At 40.8% G+C, this 26,058-nt stretch carries 26 protein-coding genes and 1 pseudogene; 9 read left to right on the plus strand and 18 right to left on the minus strand.

What is annotated here, in order from left to right; genetic code table 11:
- Positions 1-46 precede the first annotated feature (46 nt).
- From tolB to AVJ20_RS02015, 10 genes and pseudogenes are all read right to left on the minus strand, one after another.
- Positions 47-1,330 carry a Tol-Pal system beta propeller repeat protein TolB gene (tolB, locus tag AVJ20_RS01975; protein ID WP_171319182.1) on the minus strand — a complete coding sequence of 428 codons (1,284 nt, stop codon included), beginning with the start codon at positions 1,328-1,330 and terminating at the stop codon, positions 47-49.
- A gap of 445 nt (positions 1,331-1,775) precedes the next feature.
- Positions 1,776-3,169: pseudogene (gene tolA, locus AVJ20_RS01980) on the minus strand (cell envelope integrity protein TolA).
- 3 nt (positions 3,170-3,172) lie between these two features.
- The gene (gene tolR / locus AVJ20_RS01985; RefSeq protein WP_078190369.1) at positions 3,173-3,622 is read right to left on the minus strand and encodes a protein TolR; all 450 of its coding nucleotides are present in this window, start codon (positions 3,620-3,622) and stop codon (positions 3,173-3,175) included.
- Entirely contained in the window at positions 3,622-4,320 is a 699-nt protein-coding gene (gene tolQ, locus AVJ20_RS01990) for a protein TolQ (RefSeq protein ID WP_078192037.1), read from the minus strand. Before tolQ ends, tolR begins: the two co-directional genes overlap by 1 nt.
- A gap of 27 nt (positions 4,321-4,347) precedes the next feature.
- A complete protein-coding gene (gene ybgC / locus AVJ20_RS01995) occupies positions 4,348-4,755 on the minus strand; it encodes a tol-pal system-associated acyl-CoA thioesterase (RefSeq protein WP_078190367.1) in 408 nt (135 codons plus the stop codon).
- A 66-nt stretch (positions 4,756-4,821) separates the two neighbouring features.
- A complete protein-coding gene (locus AVJ20_RS18850) occupies positions 4,822-4,947 on the minus strand; it encodes a hypothetical protein (protein WP_257223222.1) in 126 nt (41 codons plus the stop codon).
- Positions 4,948-4,971: 24 nt separating this feature from the next.
- Entirely contained in the window at positions 4,972-5,619 is a 648-nt protein-coding gene (locus AVJ20_RS02000; RefSeq protein WP_111883948.1) for a hypothetical protein, read from the minus strand.
- Between the two features lie 97 nt (positions 5,620-5,716).
- Complete coding sequence (gene ruvB, locus AVJ20_RS02005; RefSeq protein ID WP_111883949.1) at positions 5,717-6,724, minus strand: Holliday junction branch migration DNA helicase RuvB; 1,008 nt, start codon at positions 6,722-6,724, stop codon at positions 5,717-5,719.
- A gap of 245 nt (positions 6,725-6,969) precedes the next feature.
- Complete coding sequence (gene ruvA / locus AVJ20_RS02010; RefSeq protein ID WP_111883950.1) at positions 6,970-7,572, minus strand: Holliday junction branch migration protein RuvA; 603 nt, start codon at positions 7,570-7,572, stop codon at positions 6,970-6,972.
- Positions 7,573-7,682: 110 nt separating this feature from the next.
- Positions 7,683-9,023 carry a deoxyguanosinetriphosphate triphosphohydrolase gene (locus AVJ20_RS02015; protein ID WP_111883951.1) on the minus strand — a complete coding sequence of 447 codons (1,341 nt, stop codon included), beginning with the start codon at positions 9,021-9,023 and terminating at the stop codon, positions 7,683-7,685.
- Positions 9,024-9,235: 212 nt separating this feature from the next.
- On the opposite strand from AVJ20_RS02015, the gene AVJ20_RS02020 reads away from it, so the two are divergent.
- The 4 genes from AVJ20_RS02020 to AVJ20_RS02030 all read left to right on the plus strand — a co-directional run bounded on the left by AVJ20_RS02020 (position 9,236) and on the right by AVJ20_RS02030 (position 15,482).
- Entirely contained in the window at positions 9,236-10,270 is a 1,035-nt protein-coding gene (locus AVJ20_RS02020) for a M20/M25/M40 family metallo-hydrolase (RefSeq protein WP_416240531.1), read from the plus strand.
- A gap of 387 nt (positions 10,271-10,657) precedes the next feature.
- Positions 10,658-14,494 carry a phosphoribosylformylglycinamidine synthase gene (purL, locus tag AVJ20_RS02025; protein WP_111883952.1) on the plus strand — a complete coding sequence of 1,279 codons (3,837 nt, stop codon included), beginning with the start codon at positions 10,658-10,660 and terminating at the stop codon, positions 14,492-14,494.
- Between the two features lie 326 nt (positions 14,495-14,820).
- On the plus strand, positions 14,821-14,949 hold the full coding sequence (locus AVJ20_RS18855; RefSeq protein WP_257223017.1) for a KGW motif small protein: 129 nt from the start codon (positions 14,821-14,823) through the stop codon (positions 14,947-14,949).
- A 164-nt stretch (positions 14,950-15,113) separates the two neighbouring features.
- Positions 15,114-15,482: a hypothetical protein gene (locus AVJ20_RS02030; protein WP_111883953.1), complete on the plus strand. Its 369-nt coding sequence runs from the start codon at positions 15,114-15,116 to the stop codon at positions 15,480-15,482.
- A 41-nt stretch (positions 15,483-15,523) separates the two neighbouring features.
- Here the strand turns inward: AVJ20_RS02030 and AVJ20_RS02035 are convergent, their stop codons facing one another.
- A complete protein-coding gene (locus AVJ20_RS02035) occupies positions 15,524-17,266 on the minus strand; it encodes an FAD-dependent monooxygenase (RefSeq protein WP_111883954.1) in 1,743 nt (580 codons plus the stop codon).
- Positions 17,267-17,422: 156 nt separating this feature from the next.
- On the opposite strand from AVJ20_RS02035, the gene AVJ20_RS02040 reads away from it, so the two are divergent.
- Both AVJ20_RS02040 and AVJ20_RS02045 read left to right on the plus strand, forming a co-directional pair.
- The gene (locus tag AVJ20_RS02040) at positions 17,423-18,304 is read left to right on the plus strand and encodes a LysR family transcriptional regulator (protein ID WP_111883955.1); all 882 of its coding nucleotides are present in this window, start codon (positions 17,423-17,425) and stop codon (positions 18,302-18,304) included.
- A gap of 15 nt (positions 18,305-18,319) precedes the next feature.
- Positions 18,320-18,637 carry an NGG1p interacting factor NIF3 gene (locus AVJ20_RS02045; RefSeq protein ID WP_111883956.1) on the plus strand — a complete coding sequence of 106 codons (318 nt, stop codon included), beginning with the start codon at positions 18,320-18,322 and terminating at the stop codon, positions 18,635-18,637.
- A gap of 208 nt (positions 18,638-18,845) precedes the next feature.
- Here the strand turns inward: AVJ20_RS02045 and AVJ20_RS02050 are convergent, their stop codons facing one another.
- Together AVJ20_RS02050 and AVJ20_RS02055 are read right to left on the minus strand one after the other, a co-directional pair.
- Positions 18,846-19,619, minus strand: coding sequence for a nitroreductase family protein (locus AVJ20_RS02050; RefSeq protein WP_111883957.1), 774 nt, complete (start codon positions 19,617-19,619; stop codon positions 18,846-18,848).
- A 95-nt stretch (positions 19,620-19,714) separates the two neighbouring features.
- Positions 19,715-20,515 (minus strand): enoyl-CoA hydratase-related protein, encoded by an 801-nt coding sequence (locus AVJ20_RS02055; RefSeq protein ID WP_078192396.1) that lies wholly within the window; start codon positions 20,513-20,515, stop codon positions 19,715-19,717.
- A 106-nt stretch (positions 20,516-20,621) separates the two neighbouring features.
- Between AVJ20_RS02055 and AVJ20_RS02060 the strand changes: the two genes are divergently transcribed.
- Both AVJ20_RS02060 and AVJ20_RS02065 read left to right on the plus strand, forming a co-directional pair.
- Positions 20,622-21,191 carry a nicotinate-nicotinamide nucleotide adenylyltransferase gene (locus AVJ20_RS02060; protein WP_111883958.1) on the plus strand — a complete coding sequence of 190 codons (570 nt, stop codon included), beginning with the start codon at positions 20,622-20,624 and terminating at the stop codon, positions 21,189-21,191.
- Between the two features lie 86 nt (positions 21,192-21,277).
- Positions 21,278-21,844: a YceI family protein gene (locus AVJ20_RS02065; RefSeq protein WP_111883959.1), complete on the plus strand. Its 567-nt coding sequence runs from the start codon at positions 21,278-21,280 to the stop codon at positions 21,842-21,844.
- Positions 21,845-21,860: 16 nt separating this feature from the next.
- Here the strand turns inward: AVJ20_RS02065 and AVJ20_RS02070 are convergent, their stop codons facing one another.
- Positions 21,861-22,748: a LysR family transcriptional regulator ArgP gene (locus tag AVJ20_RS02070; RefSeq protein WP_111883960.1), complete on the minus strand. Its 888-nt coding sequence runs from the start codon at positions 22,746-22,748 to the stop codon at positions 21,861-21,863.
- A 139-nt stretch (positions 22,749-22,887) separates the two neighbouring features.
- Between AVJ20_RS02070 and AVJ20_RS02075 the strand changes: the two genes are divergently transcribed.
- Positions 22,888-23,487, plus strand: coding sequence for a LysE/ArgO family amino acid transporter (locus AVJ20_RS02075; RefSeq protein ID WP_111883961.1), 600 nt, complete (start codon positions 22,888-22,890; stop codon positions 23,485-23,487).
- A 60-nt stretch (positions 23,488-23,547) separates the two neighbouring features.
- On the opposite strand, the gene AVJ20_RS02080 is transcribed toward AVJ20_RS02075, so the two are convergent.
- The 4 genes from AVJ20_RS02080 to queE form a co-directional block, all read right to left on the minus strand.
- Entirely contained in the window at positions 23,548-24,006 is a 459-nt protein-coding gene (locus AVJ20_RS02080; protein WP_111883962.1) for a peroxiredoxin, read from the minus strand.
- A 135-nt stretch (positions 24,007-24,141) separates the two neighbouring features.
- Complete coding sequence (locus AVJ20_RS02085; RefSeq protein WP_078190350.1) at positions 24,142-24,549, minus strand: hypothetical protein; 408 nt, start codon at positions 24,547-24,549, stop codon at positions 24,142-24,144.
- Between the two features lie 13 nt (positions 24,550-24,562).
- The gene (queC, locus tag AVJ20_RS02090; protein ID WP_078190349.1) at positions 24,563-25,234 is read right to left on the minus strand and encodes a 7-cyano-7-deazaguanine synthase QueC; all 672 of its coding nucleotides are present in this window, start codon (positions 25,232-25,234) and stop codon (positions 24,563-24,565) included.
- Between the two features lie 29 nt (positions 25,235-25,263).
- Positions 25,264-25,974: a 7-carboxy-7-deazaguanine synthase QueE gene (gene queE / locus AVJ20_RS02095; protein ID WP_078190348.1), complete on the minus strand. Its 711-nt coding sequence runs from the start codon at positions 25,972-25,974 to the stop codon at positions 25,264-25,266.
- Positions 25,975-26,058: the final 84 nt, after the last annotated feature.

Below are 26,058 nucleotides of genomic sequence, written 5' to 3' on the forward strand. Positions count from 1 at the left end.
TATGATGTTTCATTAAAAAGTTATTGGTGAATAAATCATGCAGTGTTTATTTCGGTGCCCAAGCTGGTTCACGAACTTCACCTTGTTCACTTGGTAAGTTCATGCGGAAACGACCATCTAAAGACATGATCGAGAGCAAACCACGGTTTGCTTCACGTGTTGCATACACCACCATTTGACCATTTGGAGAGAAGCTTGGGGATTCATCTAAACTTGTTGGTGTTAAAATATTGGTTACACCAGAACCAATGTCTTGAACCGCAACTTTATAGTTACTACCGCTAGGACGATGCACCAAAGCTAATTTTTTACCGTCCGCACTTAGCGTACCACGCGCATTGAAAGCGCCACGGAAAGTTAAACGTTTTACACTTTCAGCACTTAAGTTGTAGGTATAAATTTGTGGAGAGCCACCACGGTCAGAGGTAAAAATAAATGATTTACCGTCAGGGGCATAACGTGCTTCTGTATCAATCGCTGTGTCATTGGTCATGCGTTTTAATTGGCGAGTCTGTAAATCCATTTGATAGATTTCAGGATTGCCATGCATAGATGCAGTGAACAACATGCTTTTACCATCGGGCGAGAAGCTTGGAGCACCATTTAAACCACGGAAACTTGCTACTTTTTCACGGTTACCACTTGCTAAGTCTTGGATGTAAATCGCAGGGCGCTTGGTTTCAAAAGAAACATAAGCTAGCTTTTTCGCATCAGGTGTCCACGCAGGGGACAGGATTGGATCACGTGAAGTCAAAATGGTGCGTGGCTGCTCCCCATCTGTGTCGGCAATTTGTAAGGTATAGCGTTGATCAGGTGTTGCTGCGTTACGTAATACATAGGCAATACGGCCGCTGAAGTCACCTGGAATGCCAGTTAAAGCTTGATAGATCGCATCACTGATCATATGCGCTGCTTGACGGTAACGTGAAGCAGGTACAGTGAGTAGTTCATTTAACAGGTATTGTTTTTTTTCAACATCATACAGTTGGTAGTGAATTTCATAAGAGCCATCTGCCGTTGTTTTTGATGTACCTGTCACGACATAGGGTACGCCCGCAGCTTTCCATGCTTCTGCATTAGGTGAATTTATTGTTGCAGTTGCAGGCAAGTTTTTAGAAGCACTGGTAAATTTACCTGAGCGGTTCAAGTCATTTTCAACCACTGGATAAATATTTGAGTCATTACTAAAAGGCACGATCGCAATTTTAGGTGCTTCTTCAGGAGCTTTAGTGATTTCGAGGTGAAGCTGCGCATGCGTTTGAGTCACTAAAACTGGGCTCAAAGCAGTGAATACGGCTAAGCAAAGAAGATGTTTACGCGTCATTTCCATCATTCGCTAACTACTCTAAAAATGTGAGTTATTGTCTGTATTAGGTTGTGTCACATAATGGCATGATTTTGGATTATTAAAAGCATGAAAATATGACTGAACTGTTATAACACTGTGAAAAATGCAGAGATTTTATTCGAGTTCACTGAAGTTTATCTTAAAATTGATGCAGACAACATCACATTTTGAATTGGAAATGATAATTCTATATAGTTGAAATTTAATTTTTGAATCAAATGTTTAGAAGAAATAAGTAGCTCTTGATTAGGCTGAGTTAGTAAAACTTATATATATGTCATTTTATGAAAAGTGTCGACCAAATAGAATTTGTTTCATTCAAAAAATCAGTGAATGAACCCATCTAATCAATAAATTTTCCCAAAGTTTGCCATATTCAGAAGAAATATAAAAAAATCCCCGCAATCAATGCAGGGATTTATCAAACTTAATTTGAAGATCTAAATGTAGAGGTAAAGCTTTGTGCTTCACGTCTAGCATCAGGGTCGCTTGGCATTGGGTACGGTGCTGCAGCAGAACCGCGGCTTCAATACTGGCTTTCATATCAGGGTCACTAGAGTTCACAATAACTGATCGGACTGAACCACTTTCTGATAATGTCACCCGAGCAGTTGCCGATTTACCCGCAGAGTCAAAAGGTGTATCCCATGCACGGCGGATTTTGTTTTCAAAATCACGTTTAGCAGTTGAGGCAATTTTCTTCGCTTCAGCCTTTTTCTGTGCGGCTTCTTCAGCTGCTTTTTTAGCTGATGAAGCTTTGGCTTCTTCGGCTGCACGTTCGCGTGCTTCGGCATCGGCTTTAGCCTTTGCATCTGCCTTGGCTTTTGCATCGGCATATGCTTTACGTTTTGCAGCTTCTGCATTGGCCTTGGCTTTCGCATCAGCATCTGCTTTACGTTTTGCAGCTTCCGCATTGGCCTTAGCTTTGGCATCAGCATCTGCTTTACGTTTTGCAGCTTCCGCATTGGCTTTAGCTTTTGCATCGGCATCTGCTTTACGTTTTGCAGCTTCTGCATTGGCTTTAGCTTTTGCATCGGCGTCTGCTTTACGTTTTGCAGCTTCTGCATTGGCCTTGGCTTTCGCATCAGCATCTGCTTTACGTTTTGCAGCTTCCGCATTGGCTTTAGCTTTCGCGTCTGCATCTGCTTTACGTTTTGCAGCATCCGCATTGGCCTTGGCTTTTGCATCTGCCTTGGCTTTTGCCGTTGCTGCAGCTTTGGCTTTGTCAGCTTCTGCTTTTCTTAAAGCATCGGCACGGATTTTTTCAGCCTTGGCTTTGGCATCAGCATCTGCTTTACGTTTTGCTGCTTCAGCATTGGCTTTCGCCGTAGCATCTGCTTTTGCCTTAGCCGCATCCGCTTTGGCTTCTTGTTGTGCTTTTAGTTTTGCAGCTTCAGCCGCTTTAGCTTGTTCTTGAGCACGCTTTGCATTGTCCGCAGCTTTTTGTTCAGCAAGCTGCTGTGCTTTTGCCGCAGCGAGTGCCTGTTGAGCAGCAACCTGTGGATCTGCCTTAGGTGGTTCTGCTGGTTTAGGTGGTGCAGCCGTTGGAATCTCGGGTGCTGGTTCAACGCTAGGTTCTGCTGTTTGCGTGATTTGTTCAGCTACATTTTCATGCGCGGTTTCATCAAACTCTGTGACTTCACGAGTTACAGGTTTCAAATCTTCCGGTTTTACCAAAACAGTGGTTATTTTTTTAGGGGGCTCAGGTGGTTTACTCATGCCAAGATAAAGTAAGCCAACCACAGCGACGATATGAACACCTAGTGTGAAACCAATCGCAACGGCTTTTTGTTTAAAAGGCGGCTTGTTGAAATCTTTCATAAATTATTTTAATGGCTCAGTCAGTAAACCTACTTGTGTTAAACCTGCATCTTGAAGGGCAGACATGAGTTTCATGACTTCACCATAAGGACGAGATTCACTGCCGTTAATCAGGACACTCATTTGCTTTTTCTGTTCGTTCGCTTCATTTTGTGAAGCCGTTAAAACAGATTTTAGTTCATCAAGTGTGAGTACATCATTCTGATGATTTTTATCTTCGAGTTTGATCGTTCCATCCGCCTCAAGTGTAACAATCGCAGGGCGATCTTCCGCTTGCATAGGCGTGCCATTTGCCTGTGGTAAATCGACTTTGACACCTGTGGTGATCATAGGTGCCGTGACCATGAAAATCACCAAAAGAACTAACATGACATCAATATAAGGTACGACGTTCATGTCACTTTTTAATGGTTTTTTGATGCGCTCAAAGCGTCCAGAACGTTGAATAGCCATTAGTCATTGTCCTGAGTTGAACCTACAGACTGGCGTTGTAATAACGCAACCATTTCTTCGGCAAAAAGCGCACGATCGTTATAAACTGCTTCACCTTTGGCTGTGAAATGGTTAAATGCAAGTACAGCAGGAATTGCCGCAAAAAGACCAATGGCCGTTGCAATCAATGCCTCTGCAATACCCGGAGCAACCGTAGCAAGGGTGACTTGGTCAACATCTGCTAAACCAATAAAGGCATTCATAATGCCCCAAACGGTACCGAATAAACCAACATAGGGTGCAACCGAGCCAATACTCGCAAGCGCGCCTAAACCATTTTCTAAATGTCCTTGGTCACGGCTTAAACCTACGCGAAGAATACGTTCTGTACCTTCAATTGATTGTTCGGCGCTGGCATTACGTTTTTTAAGTTTGAAAAACTCGCCTAACCCTTGATAGAAAACATCTTCAAGGCCAACACGTTTCGAGTTGAGCTGAGCATTGTTGTATAAAGTGTTGAGTTCGGCGCCAGACCAAAAGATTTTTTGGAAATGTTCATCATCGGCCTGCGCTTTTTTATAACTCATGTGTAACTTGGCAATCAGATACCAACTGAATAACGAAGCTAAGAGCAGCAGGAGCATTACCAGTTGTACGACAGGACTTGCTTGTAAGATGAGGTCTGAAACTTTGAGTGTTGATTCTAGTTGAGTTGCCATAGTTACTACATGTGCCAAATAATTTTTTTAATCTTGTTCCAATTCTTTCAGAATCAGTTCACGTATTTCATCAGGAAGGCGACGGGGTTTCATCTCTGCACTGATACATGCCAATTCTACCTCACCTGATGCCAGCATAATATCACCACGATAAATATTTTGTTGCAACACAAATGACGTAGCCTTACACGAAACTACACTTGCTGTAACAGTAATCAGGTCATCCATTAATATAGGACGTGAATATTTCACATTAATTTTATGAACGACAAAGTTGTAATCTTTTTGATGCCAATAATGGTCTACACCTGAAGCGCGCAGCCATTCTGTGCGGGTACGTTCCATAAAGCGAATATGATTTGCGTGGTAAACAATGCCACCTGCATCTGTATCTTCAATATATACACGAATGTTGAATTCGAATTTATTCGCCATGAGAGTGTTCCGTCTTTATAAAATCTGAAAAATATTGTTCTGCACTTCAGCATAGAATTAGAGCATTTAAAAATGGCGATAATTCAATGATTCGTCAAGTGCTTCAATGACGGGCAGTTTAGCACCGTGAGTCATCAGTCCAATGGCACAAGGTTTCAACTCACGTAAATCTTTAACTTTCGTAGTTGTCATTATTGGTTAAAAAAGAGACTACTTTTAATTTGTTTGTTCATCTAATTTAAATTTTGCATCGACAAAATCCTGTAGATGAGCTGCTAAATATCCCGCAATATGAAAGTGAGTTTCTTCCATTTTCTTTTTCTGTTGCTTTGGAAGTAATGCCTTTAAAGATTCATACATATACGTTAAGCAGCAAAAGCCAAGGCCAATAACTAACATAAGTAAAAGTTTATTAGCTAGATCTATCCAGAAAAACACATAAACGAGTATGACTAAAGCAAAGAATGAGAGGCTGAAATAAAATGTATTAATTTTTGCTGGCTTAAAGTTTTCCTTGACCAAAACTTGTACGTCGTCGTGATAGTACGTCCCAATAAAAATGAGGGCAGAAGTATAGTTGAAGCTCAGGTTTTTTATACGATATGCAGAAGGCGATTGTTTAATAGTTAAGATATTATCTTCACTTACTTCTATGGTTTCTTTGCTAAGAATGTTTTCACATTCGACAGTGATAAAATAATTGTATTCGGTGTGGAATAAGCTTTCAAAATCACTCATTTGTTTAGGGCTAAATGAACTGATGGGTTGTTCTCTGGGAATGTTTTCAATGGCACTGTCTAATGGAAGGTTTTGAATGTATTCGCTATTAATTTTGTTAATTATTCTATTCTCAAGATTTATCATTTTAGTTTGCTGTTTGTAGTGGATTGAATTTATTTAAAAATTTAAATAAACATTCAGGGAGAATTTAACTCCCTGAAGTCGTTCAGTGAATAATCGTCTATTTATCTTTCGGCTCTGGTGGTGTCATCCCAAACTGTAAATAAGCCATATTGGTGGCAATACGTCCACGTGCAGTACGCATGACATAACCTTGCTGAATGAGGTAAGGCTCGATCACATCTTCTAGCGTCCCTGAGTCTTCTGCCATAGCTGCAGCCAAAGCTTCAACACCTGCAGGGCCGCCGTCAAAACGCTCAAGTAGCATTGATAAATAACGACGGTCTAGCGTGTCTAAACCATCTTTATCGACATTTAGCATGTCCAAAGCACGTTGCGCCATTTCTTGGGTCACTTCGCCTGTACCTTTGACTTGGGCATAATCTCGAACACGGCGTAATAAACGGTTGGCAATACGTGGCGTACCACGTGCACGACGTGCAACTTCCAGTGCGCCATCTTCAGTAATCGGTACATCCATTAAGTTGGCTGAACGAGTCACAATATGAGTCAGATCTTTTACGGAATAGAACTCTAAACGTTGCACAATCCCGAAACGATCACGTAAAGGTGAGGTGAGTAGTCCCGCACGTGTGGTTGCTGCAACTAATGTAAATGCAGGTAAGTCGAGCTTGATAGAACGGGCAGCTGGTCCTTCACCAATCATGATATCCAACTGATAGTCTTCCATGGCTGGATATAAAATTTCTTCAATCACCGGTGAAAGACGATGAATTTCGTCAATAAACAGTACGTCACCTTCTTCAAGGTTAGTCAGCATGGCTGCCAAGTCGCCGGCACGCTCAAGGACGGGGCCTGATGTTGATTTTAAGTTGCCACCCATTTCACGGGCAATAATATTGGCTAGTGTGGTTTTACCTAAACCCGGAGGGCCAAAAATTAAGGTGTGATCCAGCGCTTCTTCACGGCCACGTGCAGCACCAATAAAGATTTCCATTTGTTCACGGACGACAGGCTGCCCGATGTAGTCATCGAGGGATGTTGGACGGATGGCACGGTCGAAGTGGTCTTCGGGTTTTTCTGAACCACTGATAAGACGGTCTTGCATAATTATTTAACTAATCTCTATATCGTTGTGGAAGAATCACAGCCTCAAAAAGCGATTGAACTTTAAATGTCATTGTATAGGCGATTCTCACTTTTGACTGGGCAAAAGTGACAAAACCCATTTGTTAAACTGATGCTACGTCCTTGTAGCACAGTTTAACGGCGACATCCTTGTCGCCTGCGTGATTCACATACTGTCTATAGCTCTAAAAGGCAAAGGATGTAGTGCTCATTAGAAACCAAAAATTATTTATTCATCGACTTTAATGCAGCACGGATAATGTCGCTGGCTTCAGTAAAGTCACCTTTGGCAGCATTCACTAATTTTTGTGCTTCAATTGGTTTGTAACCTAATGATTGTAAGGCCGCCTCAGCTTCGGCTACGGCAGAGTTGCCCGAAAATTGAATTTGTTCAACGGTTGAATTGGTTGGTGCAGTGCCTGAAGCCATGGCTTTAAAGCGATCACGTAACTCAATCATGAGGCGTTCAGCGGTCTTTTTGCCTACACCCGGAACTTTGACTAAAGTGTTTACATCTTCATGTTCAACCGTGTGAATCAGCATTTCAACACTTAATGTTGATAAAATGCCCAGTGCCATTTTAGGGCCTACGCCGTTGACTTTTAATAGTGTGCGAAAGATCAGTTTTTCTTGAGCATTGCTAAATCCATACAGCAGTTGTGCATCTTCACGAACAGCCAGATGTGTCCACAGGGTAATTTTTTGACCTTTCTGTAGTTGGCAAAATGTTGAAAGTGGGGTGTCAATTTCATAGCCCACACCATTTACATTGAGTAATACTGTTGGTGCTTCCAATGCCAGCACTTCGCCAATTAAGCATCCGATCATGTCATTTATTCACTTTATTTCAGTTTAGTCTGAGCTATTTGCTCAATTTCAATTTGTTGTGAGATTAGCGTGAAGGATAGTGAATTGCTAGCCTTCGATATTTTAATGGTTTAAAAGAAACCAACTTTATTCCCTTGTAACTCTTGCGCTAAATTATAGGCTTGATGATCTGAAAACTTAGAGATGATATCGAGTACTTGCATAATATTGTCATAATGCGACATACCAAAATGTGCTCCTGAACGATGTAAAATAGACATCAATCGTTGCTCTTTAAAGCTCAAAGTTTTATTTGGCGTGGTCAGTGGAATAAAGGCATCCAAAATATTTTGCAAACTTTGGTGTGCAATAATTTCCAAACCTGCTTTATGTGGATGTTCAAAGATTTTATCACGAGCCAGTTCTTTGGCACGGTTAATCCCGATTTCAATATCTTCACTGCAATATTGCAATAAACTGCCTTTTAGTTGGCCAGTCAAAATTTCATTATGATGACGTGCAAAAGCTGTAGTTACTTCTTCAACCAAACGCTTCATCACACGGCCACGCAAAGCGGCAATTTTCTGCTGCCATGTGGTATCGGTCATTGCAAGTTCGGCAGGAATACCATAATCACCAATCAGGTCAAGGAAAATTGGCTCAACTTCGTTATAACTCAACATATTGAGAATAATGCCATCTTCCAAATCAATCAGGGCATAACAAATATCATCTGCGGCTTCAAGCAAATAGGTCAACGGATGACGACAGTAGTGATATTCGCCCAGTTGAATTAAACCCAATTGTTCTGCAATTTGCTGCAAGATGTCTTTTTCGGCTTGGTAACAGCCAAACTTGGCACGCTGACTGGCAGGCGTATTTCCTTGTGATGCAATAGTTTTGGATAGCCATGGGTACTTTAAGTAAGCCCCTAAGGTTGCGTAAGTTAGGCGCATACCACCATCATTCGGATGATAATCAATTTTCGTCAGTAGGCGTAAACCTTGAGCATTACCTTCAAACTGACGCACATCGGCTTCTTCTTCAGGGCTTAAGTCCTGTAAAAAGTTGGTATGCGATGCGTCATCAAACCATTCTCGAATGGCATATTCGCCTGCATGGCCAAAAGGTGGATTACCAATATCGTGTGCCAAGCACGCAGCTTGAATAATTGCACCGACATCGGCAGGTGAAATCCACATCGGGAGTTCATCTTTAATTTTTTCAGCCGCCAGCATCCCTAATGAACGTCCAATACAAGACACTTCTAAAGAGTGAGTCAGGCGAGTATGAATACCATCGTGTTGGGTGAGGGGATGGACTTGGGTCTTGCGGTTTAATTGTCGAAAGCTTTGCGAAAAAATAATGCGGTCGTAGTCTTTGTGGAAGGGGCTACGTGCCTGTTCAGAGCTATGTTTATTACTACCAATACGAACTGTAGAAAGAAGTTCAAGCCAACGCATTTGAGTCATTTATCATTATTCAATTATTACTTGAATTGAATAATGCCAAACTTAGCAGAAAAGCACTAGTGTGGGACGACACAACTTGTCTTAAAAGATGTATGAGTGATTTGCCTTAATGAAATGCAAAACAAAACAGAAATTTAAAAATGGGCTGTTAGTATAGATGGGCAAATTTTACCTTTTATCCCATTTTTTAATTTTTAATGAGAATAATTTAAATGTATAGAAAACAATTTCTTCCTACGTTGACTGCACTAAGTTTGGGCGTGACATTTTTTTTGTCAGGTTGTACAAGTTTCAACACAGAAAAAAATATAACGAAAGTGCAGCCAAACCAAAATGTTGCTGCATCAGAAAATAGCATGATGCATCATTTAGAAACATTTGAAGAAATTGCGGAACAAAATGGTGGCAATCGTGCAGTAGGTACAGCAGGTGGATTGGCTTCTGCACAATATATTCTTGAACAAGCCAAGAAAGCAGGCTTGCACGCGCAAATGTTGCCATTTGAAAATCGAGAAAAGACCGTTGGGCAAAATATTGTGATTGAGATTGAAGGGCAATACAAAGATACCGCTGTGATAGTCGGCGCACACTATGATTCGGTGAAAATGGGGCCTGGGATTAATGATAATGCTTCAGGCGTTGCAGTATTGTTAGCATTATTACAAGACTATGCGAAGCAAAAGGTAAAACCTAAACACACACTATATCTTGCCTTTTGGGATTCGGAAGAGGTTGGTATTGCAGGTTCACAAGCTTTTGTGAAATCACTCAGTGAGAAACAGCCTCAAGGCATTCAAGCCTATATCAATGTTGATATGGTGGGAACAAAGAATCCGAATATCATGATTGCCGATGGTGACCATTCATCAATTGGAGAAATGGCGGCACAGTTTAAAGCCAATGGACTTGCACAAAGTGATTATCAGCCAATTTTAGACAGCATGAGTCAATTACCTAAGCACCCGCAGGATGCTGCATTAGAACAAAGTATGCGTCAATATTTTAAAACCAATAATATGCAGATTAAAGATGATGTAACGACTTTAACAGCAAGCGATACTTTGCCATTTTTAGGGAAAGTTCCCGTTACTTCACTAATTTTATTTAATGAGCAAATGAAAGGTGATGAACTCGAATTTGCACCGTGCTACCACAAGGCTTGCGATACGATTGATGGTGTAGATGTAAACTCACTGAACTTAGCCCTTAATGTAATTCAACATCTATTGTCAGATTTGAATAAATAAAATGTTTCAATTTCAAATGTGAATTGATTTTAGTCTTTATGAATTTCAGGTTTAAATCTCACACATTTAGACCTGAAATTAATTTTCAAATATGATTTGAACGCTTGATTAAAAAGTGAGTTGTTGTTGAAAAATAAAACATTTTTATAGTTTGAATATTATTCTTAGGATGAAATGAAAAAATCAGATAATTTTGTGTTAATCTGTGCGACTAAATTCAATTTTATTATTTAAAAATAAAAGCATTATTGCCTAAACTTCCCGATATAAGCACTACAATTTCACTTTCACATCTAGCTGATTTAACTAATACACAGTAGAATATGCGCTCTCTCAAGTCACATTGTGGCATGGTCTTTTCGATCATCCCGTGGAGCCAAAATCAGCATGTTTATCGTTGCCGGTGCACCTGCACATTCTTCATTTAAGAAAACTCAACTATTATCACGTTTAACGTCAATTAGTTCTGTTCAATCAATTGAAAGTCAATGGGTTTACCTTTTTGACCAAGCGCTCAACGAGCAACAACAGCAATCCGCTTTACAGCTTCTCAACGATGGTCAATCTTTTGAATTGCACCAAGCAGCAAGTGACGAAGTCCAAATTTTAGTGACGCCACGTGTTGGAACCATCTCTCCGTGGTCGTCTAAGGCAACAGACATTTTTGCCAACTGTAATACACCGGTTCATCGCCTTGAACGCGGTGTTTTGTTTACTTTGAAGGGTGTAAATGCTGTTTCTGATGAAGTAAAACTAGCATTACATGATCGCATGACAGAAAGCGTTTTCAATGCTATTGAAGATGCTGCGGCACTTTTCTCTGAAACTGAACCAAAGCCTTTAAACTCAATTGATATTTTGGGTCAAGGTAAAGAAGCGTTGGTAAAAGCTAACTCTGAATTTGGTTTTGCGCTTTCTGATGAAGAAATCGATTATTTAACCGATGCATTCACAAAAATGGGTCGCAACCCGCATGACATCGAATTGATGATGTTTGCTCAAGCGAACTCAGAGCATTGCCGTCACAAAATCTTCGGTTCAGAATGGACAATTGATGGTGAAGTTCAACCATTATCATTGTTCCAAATGATTAAAAACACCTATAAAGAATCACCTACAGATGTATTGTCGGCATATAAAGACAACGCTTCTGTAATTGTTGGTTTTGACACACAGCGTTTTTATCCAAAACTAGATGCTGAAACAGGTCACCACGTTTATAAATACAAGAGTCAAGCCGCTCACATCTTGATGAAAGTGGAAACACATAACCATCCGACAGCGATTGCACCATTTGCTGGTGCAGCAACAGGTTCGGGCGGTGAAATCCGTGACGAAGGCGCAACAGGTCGTGGTGGTAAGCCAAAAGCAGGTTTAACAGGTTTTACCGTATCTAACTTGAACATTCCGGGCTTTGAACAGCCATGGGAAGAAAACTACGGCAAACCATCTCGTATGGCATCTCCACTTCAAATTATGATTGAAGGCCCATTGGGTGGTGCAGCGTTTAACAATGAATTTGGTCGTCCTGCGTTAAATGGTTACTTCCGTACATTTGAACAAAATGTCAATGGCGACGTAAAAGGCTTCCATAAGCCAATTATGATTGCCGGCGGTTACGGTAACATCCGTCCTGACCACGTTGAAAAAGATGCGATCCAACCGGGCGATCTTTTAATCGTACTTGGTGGTCCTGCAATGTTGATCGGTCTAGGCGGTGGCGCAGCGTCTTCTGTAGATAGCGGTAAGTTAGGTGAAAATCTAGACTTCGCTTCTGTACAGCGTGAAAACCCAGAAATGGAACGCCGTTGCCAAGAAGTGATTGATGCCTGCTGGCGCATGGAAGACCATAACCCCATCGTGTCTGTACATGACGTGGGTGCGGGCGGTATCTCAAATGCCATGCCTGAACTTGTGAACGATCACGAGTTAGGTGCGATACTTGATCTGCGTAAAATTCCATCGCTTGAAAAAGGCATGTCTCCGATGGAGATCTGGTCGAATGAAGCGCAAGAACGCTATGTATTGGCAATCCGTCCAAGCTCATTAGAATTATTTGAATCATTATGTGCGCGTGAACGCTGCCCATTCGCCGTACTTGGTGAAGCAACTGAAGCGCGTCAATTGACAGTGAACGATCCATTGTTTGAAAACAAAGCTGTGGATATGCCAATGCAAGTGATGCTTGGCGGTACACCGCGTATGAGCCGTTCATACGAAACAATTGAACGTAAAGGCGATGACTTCACTGCTGAAACAGTAACAGATTTAAAAGATGCGATTTACCGCGTTCTTAAGAACCCAACAGTTGCATCTAAATCGTTCCTCATCACAATTGGTGACCGTTCGATTACAGGTATGGTTGCACGTGATCAGTTCGTCGGTAAGTGGCAAGTGCCTGTAGCGGATGCTGCAGTAACAACGACAAGCCTTGTCGGTTATACAGGTGAAGCAATGGCAATGGGTGAACGTCCGCCAGTTGCGTTGTTAAATCCTGCTGCTTCTGCACGTTTATCTGTAGCAGAATCAATTTCAAACATCATGTCTGCAAAAATCGACCAGATCAGCGATATTAAATTGTCTGCAAACTGGATGGCTGCTGCAGGTCAACAAGGTGAAGACCAAGCGCTATTCGAAGGTGTTAAAGCCATCGGTATGGAAATGTGTCCTGCTTTAGGTATCGCAATTCCAGTAGGTAAAGACTCATTGTCTATGCGTACAACGTGGAATGACGAAGGCGAAGACAAATCTGTGACTTCTCCAATGTCAGGCGTAATCACAGCATTTGCACCTGTGACGGATGTTCGCAAAACACTTACACCTGAACTTAAAAATATCGAGTCTGTACTGGTACGTATCGATCTTTCTAAAGGTCAATTCCGTCTTGGCGGTTCGATCCTTGCTCAGGTTTATAAAGCAATCGGTTCTGTAACACCTGACGTAGACAGCTTCGATGATTTCAAAGCATTCTTTGCATTGGTTCAAGATTGGAACAACCGTGGTCTAATCAAGGCTTACCATGACATCGGTGATGGCGGTCTATTGGCAACTGTTGCAGAAATGATGTTCGCTTCACGTCTAGGTGCAGCGCTTGAAGATCAATCTACTGCAAGCTTGTTTGCAGAAGAAATTGGCGCAGTGCTTCAAATCAGCAAAGCGGATTGGGCTGCATTAGAAGCTGAAGTTGCAGCGTCTAGCCTGAAAGATGCAATTGCGGTTGTAGGTACTGTAAATGATACAGATACTTTAACTGTGAATGGTTTGAGCTTAGAGCGTGCTGATTTACAGCAAGCATGGACAGAAGTGTCGCATCAAATCCAACGTCTGCGTGACAACGTAGAAACTGCGGATCAAGAATATGCGTTGATCGCTGACAAATCACATGCAGGTTTAATTGCAAAACCGACATTTGATTTGAACGAGCCGATCGAAGCGCCATACATCAATGAACGCCGTCCAAACATGGTGATTCTGCGTGAACAAGGTGTAAACGGTCATGTAGAAATGGCTGCTGCATTCGATAAAGTCGGCTTCAACACTGTAGACGTACACATGAGCGACTTGCTTGCTGGCCGTATCAGTCTTGATGACTTTGAAGGCTTAGTGGCATGTGGCGGTTTCTCTTACGGTGACGTATTGGGCGCAGGCGGCGGTTGGGCTAAATCTGTATTGTTCAATCCTAAACTTCGTGACCAATTTGAGAAATTCTTCAACCGTGATGAAACTTTCTCTCTAGGTATTTGTAACGGCTGTCAAATGTTGTCTCAGCTTGCACCATTAATTCCAGGTGCAGACGCTTGGCCTCGTTTCCACCGCAATACTTCAGAGATGTTTGAAGCTCGTGCTGTAAACGTACGCGTTGAAAAATCTAACTCTGTATTGTTAGAAGGTATGGAAGGTTCGATTCTTCCTATCGCTGTAGCACATGGTGAAGGTCGTGTGGTTACAAGCGCAGAAAACATTGCAGCATTGAATGCTGGCGATCAAGTGATCTTGCGTTATGTAGATAGTCAAGGCAACCCAACGCAGCATTACCCAATGAACCCGAACGGTTCACCAGAAGCGATTTCAGGTGTAACATCTAAAGACGGTCGTGCAACAATTATGATGCCGCACCCTGAACGTAACTTCCGTGCGATTCAGCATTCTTGGAAACCAGAAGATTGGGATCAAGACGGTGCTTGGTTACGTATGTTCCGTAATGCACGTAAATTTATTGGTTAATCTTAGATAGATGAATCATAGAAAAGAGCCGCCTTCGGGTGGCTTTTTTATGGTTAAAATTTACCAAAAGATATATTAATTATTGTGAATGCTTGTTTTTACACATATAATCGCTTTCGATTTTTAACCACCTGCGGGTGGTTTTTTGTTGGTTTTAAATTTTTATTTCTCCCACTGAACTTGGTTTAGATTTTGCTTTTATATTTGTGGAAACATGCTAGTGTGTATTTTATGCACAATAACTATGCAAGATTAAAGACAGCAAGATAAAAGAAAGATGGATAACTAAACGAGTTCAGTATCAACACTCATGATGAGGTGATGACATGATTAAAACAGCGGAATATTCGGCAGTTGATAAGTCTGCGCTGCGTAAAAAGGGCTGGAAGCTTTTTGGTGCAGTCGTGTGTTTGCAGTTGGTGTTTTTAGTTTTGGGTTATGCTTTACAGATGTAATATTTGAACAATTGAAACCGCCGTGAGGCGGTTTTTTATGTAAACTAATGCATAATTAAAAAACTGCAAAAATTAATAATGAGCTTTAAACAATTTGTATTATTAAAAGATATAAAAATATTTTTACTTTTAGGCTTTATGTTTCCGTCAACATTGTTAAGTGGGTGCTTTCCTATTTTAAAACGAAGCATCCGAAAATTAATATAACTGTTATCAATGATCAAAATGAAAAGTTGGACGATGCAGAAGTATTTTTAAATCTTACAACATGGCAAGGCAAGTCTTTTACTGAATCTACATTAAAAAAAACACAGGACGGAATTGCTACATTTTCTGCAGAGAAAAGTTTGCAATTTATTCATATATTTCCAGCAAAATATAGTTGGTCGATTTGCGTTTATAAAAATGGATATAGTCAAAATAGTTTTGTGCCAAAAAGTTCAAATAATCGAACACAAAATTTAGTATTGTTGTTAGATAAAGCTGAAATAGGTGTAGAAAAAAAACAACATTGTTGGAAAGAAAAATCCTAAAATATTGAATTAATAAAACCACCCGAAGGTGATTTTTTTGATTAAACAGCCAATTGAATCTGTTTTAACACCGCCTTCAACGTATTTTCATAATCAAACGCATCATTAGTGCTGTCTTGATAACGCCATGCCACATAACCATCTGGACGAACCAACACAGCACCTGACTCGTGAATTTCAGATTTAGCATTCCACGTACCGTACACATCACGGTATTCACGGGAACCAATTTGAATCACATCTAAATAAGGTAGATTCAACGATTCAGCAGCAGATTTCCAACCTTTTCCTGAAAGACCTGTCAGTAGGGTAAAGCGACCATGCCCTGTAATATCTAACGTTGATTGCTTATCGCCTTTGGCATCAATAATCCAAGTATGCGGAACTTTTGCCCCCGGACGTGTGGTTGCTTGTAAATACAGTTGTTGGTCTTTTTCAAATACTTCAGGTTCAGATTCAACCATCACTGCATTGGACGTATAACGTTGATTTAGCTCTACACCTTGCGCGTTAAACTCCAAGTTTTTAATTTCTAAAGCATGGAACAGTTTTTGACGGATTTCTGCAGCTTGTTCATCTTCTGCAAAAATACGTTGCATCATTTGAGCTTGAGTTGTGATGCCTTGGTCAAAACCAAATACCTCTTTGAGATGCTTATAGTCAAAGCGAGATTGATTGGCACGCGCCACGATTTGCTTGCCAACAGGCGCACGCTCTAATGTATAAGAATCAAGTAGAGTAGGAGCAGCCCAACCTTTAATGGCATATGCCAATTTCCAACCGAGGTTAAAAGCATCTTGCATACAGGTATTTGAACCTAAGCCACTTGATGGTGGATGACGATGTACCGCATCACCGCCGCAGAATACACGACCTTTCGAGTATTCAGTTGCCCATGTTTGGTTCACATACCAATAAGACAGTTTTTGAATTTCGACATTTTCAACTTCAGCGCCGACAAAGGCATTTAAACGCGCACGCACTTGCTGTTCGGTGACTTGCGGTTCGCCTTTGGAAATATCAAAGCCCCAACCCATAATCCATTCATTCCAAGGTGTAATAGCACGGAGTAAGCCCATACCCAGATCACCAAAGCTGGCTTCAGGGTTAACAATCCATTGCAAAATAGCAGGGCGGTGTTTCACGTATTGTGAAAGATCAGCTTTAAACGTGACATAGACTGTACCTGCACGAGCCATGATCCCTTCGAGGGGCAAATCAAGCTCTTCAAGCACTTTAGAACGCGCACCATCCATGCCAATTAAATATTTGGCACGTAAGCTAAATTCAGTTTGGGTAATGCGATTAAGGAATGTTGCTGTTACGCCATGTTCATCTTGGATATGCGATAAATATTCAGTATTAAAATTATAAATTGCACCACGTTCAGCCGCATTTTTTACTAACAAAGCTTCCATTTTCGGCTGAATGAGATCGACCAATGGACAAGGACTGCCTTTAATATAATCGCCATGACGTTCATCACCGGTTCCCCAAGCACTCATGCGGGCAATTTCTTCACCGACAAGACTGGTGGTAATGAGGCTTTCACCCATTTGTTCCCAAGGTGTGGCAATGTCGAGAACTTGTTCTTCGATACCTAAGTCACGTAACACTTCCATCGCACGTTGGTTGGTAATATGGGCACGCGGACTATTGGCTAACCAATTAAATTGGGTAAAAAGCTGAACCTGAATACCGTAATTTGCCAAGGCTAAACCTAAAGTAGAACCTGCAGGCCCTGTGCCAATAATCAGAACATCGGTATCGTATTGCTGTGTCATACAAAACTCCATGTGTATGTGAAGCGCAAACTTGGAATAGTCCGCAGTCTAGGCAAATGATTTTCCGAGTAGAATGGATATTCATATAAACTATAGATCTATTGGTATTTTGACTGCATGACACGGGTGATGTAGTGAGTGTGTGGAGTGAAGCGAATGGAATTACGACATTTACGTTATTTTGTGACGGTGGCGAAAGAACAGAGTTTCACTAAGGCAGCGGAAAAACTATTTACAGCACAACCATCGCTCAGTCAGCAAATTAAAGACTTAGAGCAGGAGGTTGGGGTGCAATTATTTGAACGTTCTGCCCGAAAAGTCTTACTGACCGATGAGGGGCAGGCTTTTCTGAAATATGCAGAGCAAGCACTAGAAAATGCCAAACAAGCTATAGCAGCAGCTCGCCACGTGGCGCAAGCCAAAAATAATCAAATACATATTGGCTTTTTAAATGTCGCAGAATTGAAAATTATGCCGAGTATTTTGGCGCAATTAAAACAACATATCCCTGATTTGAAAATTCATTTACATAGCTTGACGTGTACAGAGCAGATTCAAAAACTAAAAAATACTGAATTGGATATTAGTTTTACGCGATATCACTTAAGTCATGACGACTTTACCAATATTCAGGTTTTAAGTGAGCAGATCTATCTAGTCGGTGCAGCGCATCTGCATCCATCAGATCGAATCTTAAAACTTCAAGAATTAAAAAATCACACCATTATTATGTGTGAGCAAAATGCTTCTCCTGTGTTTTACGATACCTTAAATGCCTTGATTCCTTTTGATCAGCATCAACATGATCATATGCTGTGGGTAACAAATGTCATGCAGCATTTAAATTTGATTAATATGGGCATGGGCCTGAGTTTTGTGCCCGAATATTTACTCAAATTTTTAAATGATTCGGTCAAAGTCATTCAAACAGATGTGGAATTACCGAAACTAGGTTTATATGCAACCTATCCGAATGCATCGAATAATGTGGCATTGAAAATGATTTACAGTGCTTTAAATAATGTAACTGCACAATAGAGTCTGGAATAACCAATGTTAAAACTGATTTATTATGTACCTGAGTCTCACTTAGAGTCGACTAAACTGGCCGTATTTGAAGCAGGAGCAGGCGGTATAGGCAACTATGAACACTGCGCGTGGCAAGTTTTAGGGAAGGGGCAATTTAAACCTGTAAAAGGCGCAAATCCTTTTATAGGTGAGTTGGATCAGCTTGAATCTATCCCTGAATGGCGTGTGGAAACCATAGTGCCTGAAGATAAAGCGAGTGAGGTCGCAAGGGCTTTAAAAGTAAGTCATCCTTATGAAGAGCCAGCATTTGAGTTTATTCAAATAGTGGATATTCAATTTTAATGATGCTTTTAAATTTTTAAGTTATAGAAAAAAGTAGATACACGAAGGGTGACATGGATGTCACCCGTTAGACAGAGATTCAAGGATGAATCTTCTGTCTAACAAGGGATTTTGGTTACTTTGATCCTTCAAAGTAACGTAATACCTACGCGTTATAAACTAAAGTCACGTAGCTAATTGTGGTTGTGACTATTCTTTTGAAAGCAAATTATATTTTCTGAATAAACAGCTCACGATCAAAACGATACTGAGGGAAGAATACACCATCTTTAGCACGTTCACCTGCACCAATCACCATCACTGGGTATTGCTGTGCATTTAATCCTAAAATCTTCTTCACCAAAGGTTCATCAAAACCTTCCATCATACAACTGTCAAAACCATAGGCGCGTAAAGCCAAAACTAAGTTTTCACAAGCCAATGCTGTGGTTTTGCTCGCCCAAAGTTTTGCATCTGCTTCATTAAATGCTGTTACAGGCAATTGTTTATCCAATGTCCGTGCTACTTTGAAAGCTACTTTCTTAAAGTTACCTAAGGCGTTGAAGTAGCCTGTCTTATAGTTATAGGGAATGAACTTGTAATACTTCTGTACCGCTGCAGGTGCTTCAGGAAATGGAAATTCCGAAATATTCCGTTTTGCCATTTCATCTACACGGTCGGTACGCGCGACACAGACAATCAATTCAGCAGCAGTTTTTGCAGCTAGTTGCCCTAAGCAAGCTTTCACCAATTGTTTTTTCTTTGGAGGGTTCTGAACGACATAGAATGTCCACGGTTGTAAATTCGATGAATTCGGTGCAAGCAAGGCGAGGTCTAAGCATTCATCTAAAACGTCGTTTGGAATGGCCTTGTCGGTAAACTTACGTACAGAACGACGGCTTTGTACAACTTTTTTAAAATTCTCGATATCGATGCCTTCAGGCGCAGGCTCGTAGTAGCGTTTCTTTTCAGGTTTAGTTTCAGTTTGTGATACTGCAGTCATGTGGAAACATCCAGTTTTTTAATTTAGAAAATAGATTGGGGCTGAGATGAAAAAAACCACCCAAATATGAGTGGTTTTTTAGTTCCATTAAAACATTAATTGAACTGAGAGAAGTCAGGTTTGCGTTTTTGCATAAAGGCGGCAACAGCTTCCATCATTTCTGGAGAGCCTACTCGATCCATGAAAATTTCAGCTTCATGGTCAATCCATGCCACGATTTCATCTACATTATGTTTCATTAATGCTTTTGATTGAACCAAAGATGCTAGTGGAAGTGCAGATAACTGTGCTGCTTTTTTCGCAGCTGTCGCATAAGCATCTTCTTCAATGCTATTGACCAAATTTGCTGAAAGCGCTGTCGCACTATCAAACTTCTGAGCAGTTAACAGTAATTCCGCCGCTTTATGGTAGCCGGCTTGTTGAACCAATAGCTTGCTCGATGCACCTTCAGGCGATAGACCAAGGCTCACAAACGGAATTTGGAATAGGGCAGTATTGTCGCTGTAGACAAGATCGCAATGAAGCAGAATCGTAACACCAATCCCAATGGCAACACCGCGAACCGCAGCAATCAGCGGCTTAGAAAATTGAGCAGCAGATTTTAACAAAATAAAAGGTGCGCCTTCTGAAGCTGGAGCTTGTCCTTTTTGAGCAGCAGATTTCATAAAATCTTGCATGTCATTGCCCGCACTGAAGTCGGCATCTTGACCACGGAGTACTACTACACGCACTGAAGTATCTTGATCAGCTTCATCTAATGCTTTTGCAATCCACAGATATAATTCTGTATACAGCGCGTTCTTCGCCTGAGGTCGGTTAATGGCTAAGGTCAGTACGCCATTGTCCAAATTCGCATTCAAATGTTCATGGGGTTGTTGAATACAGCTCAGTGTCATCGTACTATCCTTGCGTAAAAGTTTCGTTTTGATTTTATGCTCGACATTATGTCGCATATTTCAGCCTGTGGCACAACTGCTCAGTTCATAAAAAGTTTGATTTGATATGAAATATACATTTGATTATTTGGTTTTCATTGGGCGTTTTCAGCCGTTCCATTTAGCGCATTTGCAAACCATTAAAATAGCCTTGCAACAGAGTCGATATATGCTTTTGGCGCTTGGTTCGGCGCAAAATGAACGTAATATCAAAAATCCATTTTTAGCGTCAGAACGTGAGCAGATGATCCTGTCGAATTTTTCAGAGCAAGATCAGAAGCGAATCAAGTTTGTACATGTGATTGATGTATATAACGATGAAAAATGGCAAAAGTTAGTCAAATCTTTAGTAAGTGACGTGGTTGAAACGAATGCAAAAGTCGGTTTGATTGGACATTTTAAAGATGATTCTTCTTATTATTTAAAATTCTTCCCCGAGTGGGAAATGGTTGAGCTGGATAGTCTAGAAGGGGCGATTTCTGCGACACCAGTACGTGAAGCGTATTTTCGTGGTGAAATTGAACGAGATGCCTTTCCTAAAGGTACCATTGATTTTTTGCAAAAATTTCAACAGACAGACATTTATAAACAACTTCAACACAAATTTATGACTCAGGATAAAACAAATCTGCTATAAAAAAACGCTAAATTTCTAGCACCACAATGGAGTAAAAAAATAAACATTGTAGTGCTTTTAGGCTGTATTTTATTCAGGAGAAAAACATGAATTTGCGTCAGGGAACGTTTGCAAAATATATGGGAGCCTTCGCTTTATGTTGCGTATTTCCCCTACATGCTGCTGAATGGACGCTAACGCCTAATAGTCAGGTCACTTTTGGTATTAAATCTGTGGGGCTGTCTATTGTAGAAGGCCGCTTTAATAAGGTTCAATCGAACCTAAAATTTGATCCTGAAATTCCGCATAAAGGTTCAGCGCATTTAGTGTTAGATGTGGATAGCATCAGTTTTAGTAACCCAAGCTTGAAAGGATTAATCTTGGGCAGTGAATATTTTGATGCCGCTGAATTTAAGCACGTGAAGTTTGTCAGTAAACAAATCGAACCCGTGGCTTATGCGAAATATATGATTCGAGGGGATCTCACCATTCGTGGCATCACTAAGCCTGTGATCTTCGATACCACACTCACCCCAAGCCCGCAAAATCCAAAAGTGTTGGATGTTCAATCTTTAGCAACCATTAAACGTAGTGATTTTGGTATGCGTAAAGCACTCGGTGGAGTAGGTGAGCAAGTATTAATACAACTCAAAGGCCAATGGCGGATTGAATAACCCTATTTTGCTGGCTTTAACACATATGATCTTTGGCGTGTTGTAGCATAACAGCAGTTATTTTCTGTAATTGAATTGATTGTTGGTTCCAATGATGCCAATACAAGGCTAAATCAATACTGAGTTCTGTTGAAAGCTCTATCAATTTTCCCGCTGCTAATAAGTCTTTGCTTTGATAGTCGGGTAACCATCCATAGCCCAAGCCCATCGTAATGGCATCAAAAAATGCAGTTGAAGAGGGAATGAAATGATGCGGATATTGTGAAGGATTGAGCCCGAAATTCTTCTGAATCGATTGCGTATGCAGGTCATCCTTCTCATTAAAAATCAGTGCAGGCGCAGCCCTTAAGGCATTTCGCGTCACGCCTTGACTGAACCATCTTTGGATAAAATCAGGAGTTGCTACAAATCGATAATGCATTTCACCCAGATATTCTGCAATGCAGCCCTTCATGGCTTCTGATTCTGTTGTGACACAGGCATTGACCAGTCCTGCTTCTAATAAATGATGTGTTTGTGACTGATCATCGACCTGAAAATGAATCACGATTTTTTCTTCAATTAAGAGATCTTTGAGTAGAGGAAGCAACCATGTCGCAAGTGAGTCAGCATTGGTTGCAATATTGACTTGATAAAACGCATTCGCGGTTTGTCCTGTTAGATTTTGCAGAAAATTATGTTCTAATAATTTGCTGTGTTGTAAATAATGCAATAAAGATTGGCCCGCAAGTGTTGGGCGGCAGGGCCGTTCACGTACAATGAGCACATGACCTAATTTCTTTTCTAAAGTTTGCAGCCTGAGCGTGACCGCAGATGCCGTAATATTTAAACGTAGTGCAGCTTGTTCAAAGCTTCCTGTTTCAGCAACTGCAAGAAATGCTTCACTATGTTTGCTTTGTAACATGAGTCACCTATGAGCATTAGAGATTCCATAAACTAAGAAAAACTTAGTTATAATGATATTTATTTATAAATACTTATTTTTAACAATAAGCTTCGATAATAGCAACATTCATTTAATGCTTTGAAAGTGTAGTTAAAAAATGTTGCACAGTTATATGCAAGGGCTCGCAATTGGATTTAGCCTAATTATCGCGATTGGTGCGCAAAATGCGTTTATTCTTAAGCAAGGGTTAAAAAAGCAGTATGTCTTTTGGCTCTGCGCTATTTGTGCTGCTTCTGATTCGATACTCATCTTATTGGGTGTACTCGGATTCTCCCAATTGGTTGAAAGTTATCCGGAAATTGTGAGTGTTGCGAAATATTTGGGCGCAACCTTTTTAGCAGTTTATGGAGCACAACATTTTCTGCAAGCCTTTAAAACTTCGAGCAGTTTAGCGCCCAGTGAAAAGAATGAAACCAAATTATTGAAACTGGTACTGATCTGCTTGGCTTTAACGTGGTTGAATCCACATGTGTATCTCGATACGGTTGTGCTGATTGGATCTATTTCCACGAAGTTTGACTCGACCGCAGTCTATTTTGCGACTGGGGCAATCACAGCCTCATGGGTATTTTTCTTTGTCCTCGGATTTGGTGCGCGCTATTTATTACCGCTCTTCCAAAGTGCAAAGGCATGGAAAGTTTTAGACTTTATTATTGGCGTTGTGATGTGGGGAATTGCAATTTCATTATTGCTCTAGTTAGAAGCTTCTTATTAAGTTTGAGCCCATTCCTAAAGGAGCGGGCTCAAATCATTACTTTTATGCTGCTTGTAATGCTTTTAAATCTTCTAAGACTTGTTCTGCATGGCCTGCGGCTTTAACTTTACGATATTCTTTTACCAGCTTGCCATGATGGAAAATAAAGGTTGAACGTTCGATGCCCATGACCTTTTTGCCATACATATTTTTTTCTTTAATTACATCAAAATGCTGACATAGCACTTCTTCTTTATCACTGATTAAATCAATGCTTAGATTTTGCTTTTCAGTGAAGTTTTGATGGGCTTTAACCGAGTCACGAGAAATGCCGTAGATTGGTGTATTAAGCGCATCAAACTGATCTTTTAAGCATGAAAACCCAATGGCTTGCGTCGTACATCCCGGTGTTGAATCTTTAGGGTAGAAGTAAACAATCAGCCAGTCATTGTTGAGTTCTGCAAGGTTAACTTCACCTGAGGTGGTTGGGAAGGTTTGATTTGGTAAGCTAATTTCAGTCATGAAGATTTCCTTTTTCGTGTCTTATCCCTAAACGGGCTTAAACAAAGTATGTGAAATATGACCATCATACAGAATTTACTTTGAACTTAAAGCAATAAAAAAGCCTGCAATTGCAGGCTTTTTTGAGACGAAAAATTATTTTTTCGCTTGAGCAGATTTCATTGCTTCTTCAGTTAAAGTTTTTAATTTACCTGTTAACTGAGGACCGAAACATGCTTGAAGGTCTTTATTTTGTTTTTGAACAAAAGCGAGTGTTGCAGGGCTTTTCTTCTGGTTGATTGTGCTTTGGATTTCCCATTTTTGAGCATTGGTTAAACGACCATCTGCTTCAACAGCACAAGTACAGTATTTGCTAACTTCAGCGGCAGTTAGTTTTTTACCTTTGCCAGTTTCTTCTTTACAAACATTAATTAACGAAGATTTTACGTTAGTGCTCTTATATGCTTGTTGAAGCTTGTCGTTGTCAGCGTGTGCAACTGAAGCAAACAACGCAGCTGCAGAGAAAGCAGCAGAAAGAATAATGTTTGATTTTAAATTTTTCATAAACCCTACCTTGTTATTTCGGTATGTAACGTGTCGGATCTTCAACACCTGCGTCAACGAAACCTTGTTTACGAAGACGGCAGCTATCGCATTTACCGCAAGCACGACCTTGGTCATCTGCTTGATAGCAAGACACCGTTTGACTGTAGTCTACGCCATGTTCTATACCTAAGCGAATGATATTTGCTTTGGATAAATGTAACAGAGGTGTTTCAAATTTAAGTGGTTTTCCTTCAACGCCAACCTTTGTTGCAAGGCGAGCCATGTTGGCAAATGCTTCGATAAACTCTGGACGACAGTCTGGATAGCCTGAGTAATCAACTGCATTAATACCAATGACAATCGCTTCTGCACCAAAAACTTCCGCCGCAGCTAAAGCATATGACAAGAAAATCGTGTTACGCGCTGGTACATAAGTTACAGGAATACCGGCTTGTTCATGATCAGGAACTTCAATGCTATGGTCAGTTAACGCAGAGCCACCTAAGTTACCTAAATCGATATTAATGACACGATGTTCTACACCAGCCTGCTTAGTTAACTCACGAGCAGCATCTAGTTCTGTCGTAGAACGTTGACCATACATAAAACTCAAGGCGATACATTCATAACGCGCTTGAGCCCAAGCTAAACAAGTGGTTGAGTCTAAGCCGCCAGACAATAAAACTATGGCACGAGGGCGCATATGCATTACTCCAAATAATTCTTTAAAACTTAACGACCAGTTTCATCGTTCCAAAGCAACTTATGTAATTGCAATTGGAAGCGAACAGGGAGATGGTCTTCTAAAATCCATTGTGCTAAATCACGTGCAAGCTGAGGCAAACGAGCAGCACCTTTTTCAACGGCAAAGGCCGGAGAGAACCAAATGGTGCTGACTTTTTCGTTTAGCTTATAGCGCTCAACTTGCTGTTTTGACCATTCATAGTCTTCACGATTACAAATCACAAATTTGATCTGATCATGTGGCGTTAAATGGTCGAAGTTGCTAAGCAAGTTTCGTGCAACTTCACCCGATGTCGGGGTTTTTAAATCCATAACCTTTGAAACACGTGGGTCAACTTTAGACACATCTAAAGCACCACTGGTTTCTAAAGAGACTTCGCAGCCTAAATCGGCCAGACGAGTCATGAGGGGAAGGGCGTTCGGTTGAGCAAGCGGCTCACCACCCGTCACGCAAATATAAGGAGTTTTAAAATCTAAAGTGGTTTGAATAATTTCTTCTAATGATTGGCGTTCACCGCCTTCAAACGAATAGGTTGTATCACAATAAGTGCAACGTAAAGGACAGCCTGTTAAGCGGATAAAGACCGTAGGCAAACCTGCGGTATTGGCTTCACCTTGCAATGAATAAAAAATCTCCGTAATACGTAAACCCGCAGACGGATCAGAAACAGGAATAGCGGAAGATCGAAGGGTACTCATAACAAAATTAACCAGATATAAAAAAACAAAAAATCTCTACGATCATTGCTAACCGTAGAGACGAGGAGCGATAGAGGCTCCACG

The organism is Acinetobacter sp. CFCC 11171 (assembly GCF_003268405.1).
In the GTDB taxonomy this organism is placed as follows: Bacteria; Pseudomonadota; Gammaproteobacteria; order Pseudomonadales; family Moraxellaceae; genus Acinetobacter; species Acinetobacter amyesii.

Bases quoted from the DNA above. Each gene is read 5' to 3' on its own strand.
- tolB (WP_171319182.1), bottom strand. From the start codon at position 1,330: ATGGAAATGACGCGTAAACATCTTCTTTGCTTAGCCGTATTCACTGCT.
- tolR (WP_078190369.1), bottom strand. From the start codon at position 3,622: ATGGCTATTCAACGTTCTGGACGCTTTGAGCGCATCAAAAAACCATTA.
- tolQ (WP_078192037.1), bottom strand. From the start codon at position 4,320: ATGGCAACTCAACTAGAATCAACACTCAAAGTTTCAGACCTCATCTTA.
- ybgC (WP_078190367.1), bottom strand. From the start codon at position 4,755: ATGGCGAATAAATTCGAATTCAACATTCGTGTATATATTGAAGATACA.
- AVJ20_RS18850 (WP_257223222.1), bottom strand. From the start codon at position 4,947: ATGACAACTACGAAAGTTAAAGATTTACGTGAGTTGAAACCTTGTGCC.
- AVJ20_RS02000 (WP_111883948.1), bottom strand. From the start codon at position 5,619: ATGATAAATCTTGAGAATAGAATAATTAACAAAATTAATAGCGAATAC.
- ruvB (WP_111883949.1), bottom strand. From the start codon at position 6,724: ATGCAAGACCGTCTTATCAGTGGTTCAGAAAAACCCGAAGACCACTTC.
- ruvA (WP_111883950.1), bottom strand. From the start codon at position 7,572: ATGATCGGATGCTTAATTGGCGAAGTGCTGGCATTGGAAGCACCAACA.
- AVJ20_RS02015 (WP_111883951.1), bottom strand. From the start codon at position 9,023: ATGACTCAAATGCGTTGGCTTGAACTTCTTTCTACAGTTCGTATTGGT.
- AVJ20_RS02020 (WP_416240531.1), top strand. From the start codon at position 9,236: ATGTATAGAAAACAATTTCTTCCTACGTTGACTGCACTAAGTTTGGGC.
- purL (WP_111883952.1), top strand. From the start codon at position 10,658: ATGTTTATCGTTGCCGGTGCACCTGCACATTCTTCATTTAAGAAAACT.
- AVJ20_RS18855 (WP_257223017.1), top strand. From the start codon at position 14,821: ATGATTAAAACAGCGGAATATTCGGCAGTTGATAAGTCTGCGCTGCGT.
- AVJ20_RS02035 (WP_111883954.1), bottom strand. From the start codon at position 17,266: ATGACACAGCAATACGATACCGATGTTCTGATTATTGGCACAGGGCCT.
- AVJ20_RS02040 (WP_111883955.1), top strand. From the start codon at position 17,423: ATGGAATTACGACATTTACGTTATTTTGTGACGGTGGCGAAAGAACAG.
- AVJ20_RS02045 (WP_111883956.1), top strand. From the start codon at position 18,320: ATGTTAAAACTGATTTATTATGTACCTGAGTCTCACTTAGAGTCGACT.
- AVJ20_RS02050 (WP_111883957.1), bottom strand. From the start codon at position 19,619: ATGACTGCAGTATCACAAACTGAAACTAAACCTGAAAAGAAACGCTAC.
- AVJ20_RS02055 (WP_078192396.1), bottom strand. From the start codon at position 20,515: ATGACACTGAGCTGTATTCAACAACCCCATGAACATTTGAATGCGAAT.
- AVJ20_RS02060 (WP_111883958.1), top strand. From the start codon at position 20,622: ATGAAATATACATTTGATTATTTGGTTTTCATTGGGCGTTTTCAGCCG.
- AVJ20_RS02065 (WP_111883959.1), top strand. From the start codon at position 21,278: ATGAATTTGCGTCAGGGAACGTTTGCAAAATATATGGGAGCCTTCGCT.
- AVJ20_RS02070 (WP_111883960.1), bottom strand. From the start codon at position 22,748: ATGTTACAAAGCAAACATAGTGAAGCATTTCTTGCAGTTGCTGAAACA.
- AVJ20_RS02075 (WP_111883961.1), top strand. From the start codon at position 22,888: ATGTTGCACAGTTATATGCAAGGGCTCGCAATTGGATTTAGCCTAATT.
- AVJ20_RS02080 (WP_111883962.1), bottom strand. From the start codon at position 24,006: ATGACTGAAATTAGCTTACCAAATCAAACCTTCCCAACCACCTCAGGT.
- AVJ20_RS02085 (WP_078190350.1), bottom strand. From the start codon at position 24,549: ATGAAAAATTTAAAATCAAACATTATTCTTTCTGCTGCTTTCTCTGCA.
- queC (WP_078190349.1), bottom strand. From the start codon at position 25,234: ATGCGCCCTCGTGCCATAGTTTTATTGTCTGGCGGCTTAGACTCAACC.
- queE (WP_078190348.1), bottom strand. From the start codon at position 25,974: ATGAGTACCCTTCGATCTTCCGCTATTCCTGTTTCTGATCCGTCTGCG.